Origin of the sequence: Noviherbaspirillum malthae (genome assembly GCF_015352985.1) — a bacterium.
In the GTDB taxonomy this organism is placed as follows: Bacteria; Pseudomonadota; Gammaproteobacteria; order Burkholderiales; family Burkholderiaceae_D; genus Noviherbaspirillum; species Noviherbaspirillum malthae.
Genome location: NZ_JACYXF010000020.1, coordinates 90,996 through 98,706, shown reverse-complemented (window position 1 = coordinate 98,706; position 7,711 = coordinate 90,996). Strand labels below are relative to the sequence as shown.

The 7,711-nt window shown below is 56.2% G+C and carries 17 protein-coding genes; all 17 read left to right on the top strand.

Annotated elements, in window-relative coordinates; genetic code table 11:
- Positions 1-124: EF-Tu C-terminal domain-related protein (locus IGW03_RS20415; protein WP_456243385.1), on the top strand; the 124-nt coding region annotated here is incomplete at its 5' end.
- Positions 125-213: 89 nt separating this feature from the next.
- Complete coding sequence (rpsJ, locus tag IGW03_RS20410) at positions 214-525, top strand: 30S ribosomal protein S10 (RefSeq protein WP_019139724.1); 312 nt, start codon at positions 214-216, stop codon at positions 523-525.
- Positions 526-689: 164 nt separating this feature from the next.
- Complete coding sequence (rplC, locus tag IGW03_RS20405; protein WP_500048343.1) at positions 690-1,358, top strand: 50S ribosomal protein L3; 669 nt, start codon at positions 690-692, stop codon at positions 1,356-1,358.
- Positions 1,359-1,361: 3 nt separating this feature from the next.
- Entirely contained in the window at positions 1,362-1,982 is a 621-nt protein-coding gene (rplD, locus tag IGW03_RS20400; RefSeq protein WP_151632685.1) for a 50S ribosomal protein L4, read from the top strand.
- Complete coding sequence (rplW, locus tag IGW03_RS20395; RefSeq protein ID WP_151632687.1) at positions 1,979-2,296, top strand: 50S ribosomal protein L23; 318 nt, start codon at positions 1,979-1,981, stop codon at positions 2,294-2,296. Before rplD ends, rplW begins: the two co-directional genes overlap by 4 nt.
- Entirely contained in the window at positions 2,296-3,123 is an 828-nt protein-coding gene (rplB, locus tag IGW03_RS20390) for a 50S ribosomal protein L2 (protein WP_194724369.1), read from the top strand. Before rplW ends, rplB begins: the two co-directional genes overlap by 1 nt.
- 10 nt (positions 3,124-3,133) lie before the next feature.
- Positions 3,134-3,409 (top strand): 30S ribosomal protein S19, encoded by a 276-nt coding sequence (gene rpsS, locus IGW03_RS20385; protein ID WP_151632691.1) that lies wholly within the window; start codon positions 3,134-3,136, stop codon positions 3,407-3,409.
- Between the two features lie 6 nt (positions 3,410-3,415).
- On the top strand, positions 3,416-3,748 hold the full coding sequence (rplV, locus tag IGW03_RS20380) for a 50S ribosomal protein L22 (protein WP_192804877.1): 333 nt from the start codon (positions 3,416-3,418) through the stop codon (positions 3,746-3,748).
- Between the two features lie 9 nt (positions 3,749-3,757).
- Entirely contained in the window at positions 3,758-4,582 is an 825-nt protein-coding gene (gene rpsC, locus IGW03_RS20375) for a 30S ribosomal protein S3 (RefSeq protein ID WP_194724368.1), read from the top strand.
- Positions 4,583-4,584: 2 nt separating this feature from the next.
- Positions 4,585-5,004: a 50S ribosomal protein L16 gene (rplP, locus tag IGW03_RS20370; RefSeq protein ID WP_194724367.1), complete on the top strand. Its 420-nt coding sequence runs from the start codon at positions 4,585-4,587 to the stop codon at positions 5,002-5,004.
- A gap of 12 nt (positions 5,005-5,016) precedes the next feature.
- A complete protein-coding gene (gene rpmC, locus IGW03_RS20365) occupies positions 5,017-5,208 on the top strand; it encodes a 50S ribosomal protein L29 (protein WP_057289730.1) in 192 nt (63 codons plus the stop codon).
- Positions 5,208-5,480, top strand: a complete 273-nt coding sequence (gene rpsQ, locus IGW03_RS20360) for a 30S ribosomal protein S17 (RefSeq protein ID WP_194724366.1) — start codon at positions 5,208-5,210, stop codon at positions 5,478-5,480. Before rpmC ends, rpsQ begins: the two co-directional genes overlap by 1 nt.
- 260 nt (positions 5,481-5,740) lie before the next feature.
- Entirely contained in the window at positions 5,741-6,109 is a 369-nt protein-coding gene (rplN, locus tag IGW03_RS20355; protein WP_151632697.1) for a 50S ribosomal protein L14, read from the top strand.
- Between the two features lie 9 nt (positions 6,110-6,118).
- Positions 6,119-6,433, top strand: a complete 315-nt coding sequence (gene rplX / locus IGW03_RS20350) for a 50S ribosomal protein L24 (protein ID WP_194724365.1) — start codon at positions 6,119-6,121, stop codon at positions 6,431-6,433.
- Positions 6,434-6,439: 6 nt separating this feature from the next.
- Positions 6,440-6,979, top strand: coding sequence for a 50S ribosomal protein L5 (gene rplE, locus IGW03_RS20345; RefSeq protein WP_194724364.1), 540 nt, complete (start codon positions 6,440-6,442; stop codon positions 6,977-6,979).
- Between the two features lie 7 nt (positions 6,980-6,986).
- Positions 6,987-7,292 (top strand): 30S ribosomal protein S14, encoded by a 306-nt coding sequence (gene rpsN / locus IGW03_RS20340; RefSeq protein ID WP_194724363.1) that lies wholly within the window; start codon positions 6,987-6,989, stop codon positions 7,290-7,292.
- A 14-nt stretch (positions 7,293-7,306) separates the two neighbouring features.
- Complete coding sequence (rpsH, locus tag IGW03_RS20335; RefSeq protein ID WP_194724362.1) at positions 7,307-7,702, top strand: 30S ribosomal protein S8; 396 nt, start codon at positions 7,307-7,309, stop codon at positions 7,700-7,702.
- The last annotated feature ends 9 nt before the right edge of the window (positions 7,703-7,711 follow it).

Sequence of the window (7,711 nt, the reverse complement as noted above, 5' to 3'; positions counted from 1 at the left end):
CGACAACGTGTCGATCACTGTGAAGCTGATCAACCCGATCGCGATGGAAGAAGGTCTGCGCTTCGCGATCCGCGAAGGCGGCCGTACCGTCGGTGCCGGCGTCGTTGCCAAGATCATCGAGTAATATACGGGCTGCCGGATTTATCTCCGCTCTTTGACGAAAATTGCCGCGGGCAACACTCGCCCGCGGTTCGCTCTTTTTAAGGAATTACCATGCAAAACCAGAAAATCCGCATCCGCCTGAAGGCATTCGATTACCGTCTGATCGATCAGTCCGCACTGGAAATCGTCGACACCGCAAAGCGCACCGGCGCCGTCGTCAAGGGCCCGGTTCCCCTGCCGACACGCATCCAGCGTTTTGACATCCTGCGCTCGCCGCACGTCAACAAGACATCGCGTGACCAGTTCGAAATCCGCACGCATCAGCGCCTGATGGATATCGTCGATCCGACGGACAAGACGGTTGACGCCCTGATGAAACTCGACCTGCCTGCCGGCGTCGACGTTGAAATCAAACTGCAGTAAAAGCGTTATTCGTGCATAAACCCGACATACCACAATTTTTCAAGTTGTGGGTTGTGAGTTGAAAAAACGCGGGTTATAATGCTCGGCTTCGGTGTCGGCCCGGAACCTCCGTGCCGACACGTTTTTGTTGTACAAACATCAGCCCCGCCCAATCGCAGGCGGGAATGGAGAAAACAATGAGCCTAGGCCTTGTTGGTCGCAAGGTTGGTATGATGCGCATCTTCACTGATGACGGGGATACAATTCCGGTCACAGTGCTCGACGTATCCAACAACCGCGTGACACAAATCAAAACTGCTGAAACAGATGGTTATACCGCTGTTCAGGTCACATATGGTCAGCGCCGTGCATCGCGTGTCAATAAAGCCGCTGCCGGTCACCTCGCGAAAGCAGGTGTTGAAGCTGGTACCGTCCTCAAAGAATTCCGTATCGATGCTGAAAAAGCTGCCGAACTGAAGGCCGGCGACGTGATCGCTGTCAGTCTGTTCGAGGCCGGCCAGAAAGTGGACGTGCAAGGCGTGTCGATCGGTAAGGGCTATGCCGGTACGATCAAGCGCTACAACTTCGGTTCGGGTCGCGCAACTCACGGTAACTCCCGTTCGCACAACGTTCCGGGTTCGATCGGTATGGCGCAGGATCCGGGTCGCGTTTTCCCGGGTAAGCGCATGACAGGCCACCTCGGTGATGTCACCACTACTGTGCAAAACCTCGAAATCGCCCGCATCGACGCAGAGCGTCAGCTGCTGCTGGTCAAGGGTGCCGTTCCGGGTGCGAAAAACGGTCAAGTGATCGTTCTTCCCGCAGTCAAAGTCAAAGCAAAGAAGGGAGCGTAATCGATGGAACTCAAGCTCCTGAATGACCAGGGTCAGGCTGCATCGAACGTTGCAGCGCCGGACACCATCTTCGGTCGTGACTACAACGAAGCGCTGATTCATCAGATCGTCGTCGCTTACCAGGCCAACGCACGCAGCGGCAACCGCAAGCAAAAAGACCGTGAAGAAGTCAGCCACACCACCAAGAAGCCTTGGCGTCAAAAAGGTACGGGCCGTGCTCGTGCCGGTATGTCGTCGTCGCCGCTGTGGCGTGGTGGTGGTCGCATTTTCCCGAACACTCCGGACGAGAACTTCTCGCACAAGGTCAACAAGAAGATGTATCGCGCAGGCGTCTGCTCGATCCTCTCCCAGCTGGCCCGTGAAGATCGTCTGTCCGTGATCGAGAACCTGTCGGTCGATGCGCCCAAGACCAAGCTGCTCGCGCAAAAACTGAAAGGCATGGGCCTCGAGTCCGTGCTCGTCATTACTGACAACCTCGACGAAAACCTGCTGCTCGCTTCGCGCAACCTGCCGAACGTGCTGGTCGTCGAGCCGCGTCATGCCGATCCCGTTTCGCTGGTGTTCTACAAGAAAGTCCTGATCACCAAGCCGGCATTGGCAAAGATTGAGGAGATGCTGGCATGAACGCGACTGTGAAGCATAGTGAAGAGCGTTTGATGAAGGTGCTGCTGGCTCCGGTGATTTCGGAGAAGGCAACCTTCGTCGCAGAGAAAAATGAGCAAGTCGTTTTCCGCGTAATGCCGGACGCAACCAAGCTGGAAATCAAAGCCGCTGTCGAGTTGCTGTTCAAGGTGCAAGTGGAGTCTGTCCAGGTGCTGAACCGCCAGGGCAAGCAAAAGCGCGCAGGCCGTTTCACCGGTCGCCGCAACCACGTGCGTCAAGCTTACGTCAGCCTGAAGCCAGGCCAGGAAATCAACTTCACCGAGGAGGCTAAATAATGGCACTCGTGAAAATGAAACCGACGTCGGCCGGTCGCCGCGGCATGGTCAAGGTCGTCAATCCCGACCTGTACAAAGGCCGTCCGTTCGCCGCCCTCGTTGAAAAGAAGTCCAAGACTGCAGGTCGTAACAACAACGGCCACATCACCACGCGTCATATCGGTGGCGGTCACAAGCATCATTACCGCGTCGTCGATTTCCGTCGCAACAAGGACGGCATTCCGGCAAAGGTCGAGCGTATCGAATACGACCCGAACCGTAGCGCGCATATCGCACTGCTGTGCTATGCGGACGGCGAGCGTCAGTACATCATCGCTCCCAAAGGCGTTGCAGTCGGCGATCAGCTGATGAACGGCGCAGAAGCTCCGATCAAGTCGGGCAACTGCCTCCCGATCCGCAACATCCCGGTCGGCACCACGATGCATTGCGTCGAAATGCTGCCTGGCAAAGGTGCTCAGATGGCACGTACCGCAGGTGCAGGCGTCGTCCTGATGGCCCGCGAAGGCACTTACGCGCAGGTCCGCCTGCGTTCCGGCGAAGTCCGTCGCGTGCACATCGAGTGCCGCGCAACCGTCGGTGAAGTCGGCAACGGCGAGCACAACCTTCGCAAGATCGGTAAAGCCGGTGCAATGCGTTGGCGCGGTGTCCGTCCGACAGTGCGCGGTGTCGTGATGAACCCGATCGATCACCCGCACGGTGGTGGTGAGGGCCGCACTGCAGCAGGTCGCCACCCGGTATCGCCATGGGGCCAGCAGACCAAGGGCAAGAAGACGCGTCGCAACAAGCGTACGACTTCAATGATCGTCTCGCGCCGTGGCAAGAAATAAGGGGTAACACATGACACGTTCATTGAAAAAAGGGCCGTTCTGTGACGCCCACCTGATCAAGAAGGTCGAAACCGCACAAGCAACGAAGGACAAGAAGCCAATCAAGACTTGGTCTCGTCGTTCGACAATCATGCCGGATTTCATTGGCCTGACGATCGCTGTTCACAACGGCAAACAGCATGTGCCGGTCTATGTTTCCGAAAACATGGTCGGTCACAAGCTCGGCGAATTCGCGCTGACCCGTACTTTCAAGGGTCACGCCGCCGATAAAAAGGCTAAGAAATAAGGTGCGATGATGGAAACTAAAGCTATCCTCCGCGGTGCACGCCTGTCGGAACAGAAAGGCCGCCTCGTTGCCGACCTGATCCGCGGCAAGAAAGTCGACCAGGCGTTGAATATCCTGGCATTCAGCCCGAAAAAAGGCGCAGTCCTCATCAAGCAGGTGCTCGAGTCCGCAATCGCGAACGCTGAACACAACGATGGTGCTGACATCGACGAGCTGAAGGTCAAGACGATCTACGTCGAAAAGGGTGCGGTCCTCAAGCGCTTCATCGCGCGTGCCAAAGGCCGTGGCGATCGCATCTCTAAGCAAACCTGTCACATCTACGTGACTGTCGGTAACTAAGGAGTCACGATGGGACAGAAAATCCACCCAACCGGCTTCCGTCTGTCGGTAACGCGTAACTGGGGCTCCCGCTGGTATGCAGGCAATGGCAACTTTGCCTCCATGCTGAATGAAGACCTCGACGTTCGCGCCTACCTGAAGAAGAAGCTGAAGAACGCATCCGTTGGTCGCATCGTCATCGAGCGCCCTGCGAAAAATGCACGCATCACCATTTTCAGCTCCCGTCCGGGCGTTGTCATTGGCAAGAAAGGCGAGGACATCGAAGTTCTGAAGTCCGACCTGACCAAGCTGATGGGTGTGCCGGTACACGTCAACATCGAAGAAATCCGCAAGCCGGAAGTTGACGCGCAGCTGATCGCCGATTCGATCGCTCAGCAGCTCGAAAAGCGCATCATGTTCCGTCGCGCAATGAAGCGCGCGATGCAAAACGCGATGCGTCTCGGCGCCCAGGGCATCAAGATCATGTCCTCGGGCCGTCTGAACGGTATCGAGATCGCACGACGCGAATGGTATCGCGAAGGCCGCGTGCCTTTGCATACACTGCGCGCTGACATCGACTACGGCTTCGGCGAAGCAGAGACCACCTACGGCATCATCGGTATCAAGGTCTGGGTCTACAAGGGCGACCGCCTCGCTAGCGGCGAAGCTCCGACAATCGAGACACCGGCTGAAGACGACAAGAAGCGTCGTGGTCCTCGTCGTGACGATGGCAAGCCGGGCGGCCGTCCGCGTCCGCGCAACGACGGAGCCCCTGGCTCCAAACCGGCTGGCAGCCGTGTTCGTGCCCCTAAAAAGGCCGACGGTGCCGCACCGGCTGAGAAAGCAGGAGAATAATCATGCTGCAACCAGCACGCAGAAAATATCGTAAAGAACAGAAAGGCCGCAACAAGGGCATTTCCCACGAGCGCGGCACAGCCGTCTCGTTCGGTGAATTCGGCCTGAAGGCGGTCGGTCGTGGCCGTATCACGGCACGTCAGATTGAAGCGGCGCGTCGTGCAATGACACGTCACATCAAGCGTGGCGGCCGGATCTGGATCCGCATTTTCCCTGACAAGCCGATTTCTCAAAAGCCTGCTGAAGTGCGTATGGGTAACGGTAAGGGTAACCCGGAGTACTACGTGGCTGAAATCCAGCCGGGTAAAGTGCTGTACGAGATGGACGGTGTCGACGAAGCACTGGCTCGCGAGGCATTCCGCCTTGCAGCAGCCAAGCTGCCGCTGTTGACAACCTTTGTGGTCCGTCAAGTCGGCCAATAAGAGGAGTGAAACATGAAAGCATCTGAACTCCGCGGCAAGGACGAAGCAGCGCTCCAGAAAGAGCTCAACGAGTTGCTCAAGGCGCAATTCGGTCTGCGCATGCAAATTGCTACGCAGCAGCTGAACAACACCGCGCAACTCAAGAAGGTGCGTCGCGACATCGCACGCGTCAAAACCGTCATGAATCAGAAGGACGCAAAATAATGAACGATCAAGCAAAACAGTCGCTCAAGCGCACCCTGGTTGGCAAAGTCGTATCCGACAAGATGGATAAGACCGTGACGGTCCTGGTCGAGCGCCGGGTCAAGCACCCGCTGTACGGCAAGATCGTCGTGCGTTCCAACAAGTATCACGCACACGACGAAAGCAATCAGGCAAAGGAAGGCGACACTGTAGAAATCCAGGAAGGTCGCCCGATCTCCAAGACGAAGGCATGGTCTGTCACCCGTGTGGTGCAGGTTGCACAAATCGTCTAATACAGCCGTAATTAGTAGTTGCTAGCCCGGCGTTATGGTGTCATAATGCCGGGCTTGGTTATCGCAAAAGCTCCAAACGCGAAAGCCAGTTGCAGTACCCTGCAGTTCGAAAAATTCGCGCAGCTGCCAAGCTGTGCTGCAGTAGTTTTTGTAACCGTCCACCTAATCGGCGCGGCTTAGCAAAGTCGGCTGACAGGACCAAGACTGACCGCAAAGCCGCGTAGGGCGGAAAAGCGGATTAAGTTGGGAAAGAAAATACTATGATTCAAACTGAAAGCCGGCTCGAAGTAGCCGACAACACGGGTGCGCGTGAAGTCCTGTGCATTAAGGTGCTGGGTGGTTCCAAGCGCCGTTATGCCAGCATCGGCGACATCATCAAAGTCACGGTCAAATCCGCTGCGCCGCGCGGCCGTGTGAAAAAGGGCGAAATCTATAACGCCGTGGTGGTTCGTACAGCCAAGGGCGTGCGCCGCCAGGATGGTTCTCTGGTGAAGTTCGATGGCAACGCTGCTGTGTTGCTGAATGCCAAGCTTGAGCCGATCGGCACACGCATCTTCGGGCCTGTTACGCGTGAACTGCGTACCGAGCGCTTCATGAAGATCGTGTCGCTCGCGCCTGAAGTTCTGTAAGGAGTCGTTATGAGCAAGATTCGTAAAAACGACGAAGTGATTGTCCTGACCGGTAAGGACAAGGGCAAGCGCGGTGTGGTCAAGCAGCGTGTTGATGCCGACTATATCGTCGTCGAGGGTGTGAACGTCGCGAAGAAGGCGACCAAACCGAACCCGATGACCGGTGCAACAGGTGGCATCGTCGACAAGCTGATGCCGATTCATGTTTCCAATGTTGCGTTGTTCAACGCAGCAACTGGCAAGGCAGATCGTGTGGGCTACAAAGTCGTGGACGGGAAGAAAGTCCGTGTCTACAAGTCCAATGGCGAAGTCGTTAAGGTGTAAGACATCATGGCCCGTCTCCAAGAATTTTATAAAGAAAAAGTCATTGCTGACCTGACTAGCAAGTTCGGTTACAAGTCGGTAATGGAAGTCCCGCGCCTGACGAAAATCACGCTTAACATGGGTTTGTCGGAAGCGGTCGCAGACAAGAAGGTGATCGAGCATGCTGTCGGTGATCTGACGAAGATCGCAGGTCAGAAGCCTGTCGTAACCAAGGCTCGCAAGGCTATCGCCGGATTCAAGATCCGCGAAGGTTATCCGATCGGTTGCATGGTCACTCTGCGCGGTGCGCGCATGTACGAATTCCTGGATCGCCTAATCACCGTCGCGCTGCCGCGCGTTCGTGACTTCCGTGGCGTGTCCGGTCGTGCATTCGACGGTCGTGGCAACTACAACATCGGTGTGAAAGAGCAGATCATTTTCCCCGAGATCGAGTACGACAAGATCGACGCGCTGCGTGGTATGAACATCAGCATCACGACGACTGCGAAAACCGACGACGAAGCGAAAGCGCTCCTCGCCGCATTTAAATTCCCGTTCAGAAACTGAGGATGCCATGGCAAAACTGGCACTGATTAACCGTGAACAAAAGCGTGCAGACCTGGTAAAGAAATACGCAGGCAAGCGCGCCGAGTTGAAGGCAATCATCGACGACCAAACAAAATCGGAAGAAGAGCGTTACGAAGCTCGCCTGAAACTGCAGGCGCTGCCGCGAAATGCAAACCCGACCCGTCAGCGCAATCGCTGCGCAATGACAGGCCGTCCGCGCGGGACTTTCCGCAAATTCGGTTTGGCACGTACAAAAATCCGTGAAATCGCCATGCGCGGCGAGATTCCGGGTGTGACTAAAGCTAGCTGGTAATAGGAGAACAAGCAATGAGTATGAGCGATCCTATCGCCGATATGCTGACCCGTATCCGGAACGCACAAGGCGTTCAAAAGACTACGGTCGCAATGCCGTCGTCTAAAGTCAAAGTGGCGATTGCAAACGTCCTCAAGGACGAAGGCTACATCGAAGACTACGCGGTATCCGAGGCAGAAGGCAAATCGGAACTGAAGATCGGCCTGAAGTACTACGCCGGCCGTCCTGTAATCGAACGCCTCGAGCGCGTCTCGCGTCCCGGCCTGCGTATCTACAAGGGCAAGGATGATATCCCGAGCGTGATGAACGGCCTGGGTGTGGCAATCGTCTCCACACCGAAAGGTGTGATGACAGACCGCAAAGCACGCGCAACCGGTGTCGGTGGCGAAGTGATTTGCTACGTGGCCTAAGGAGTGCAA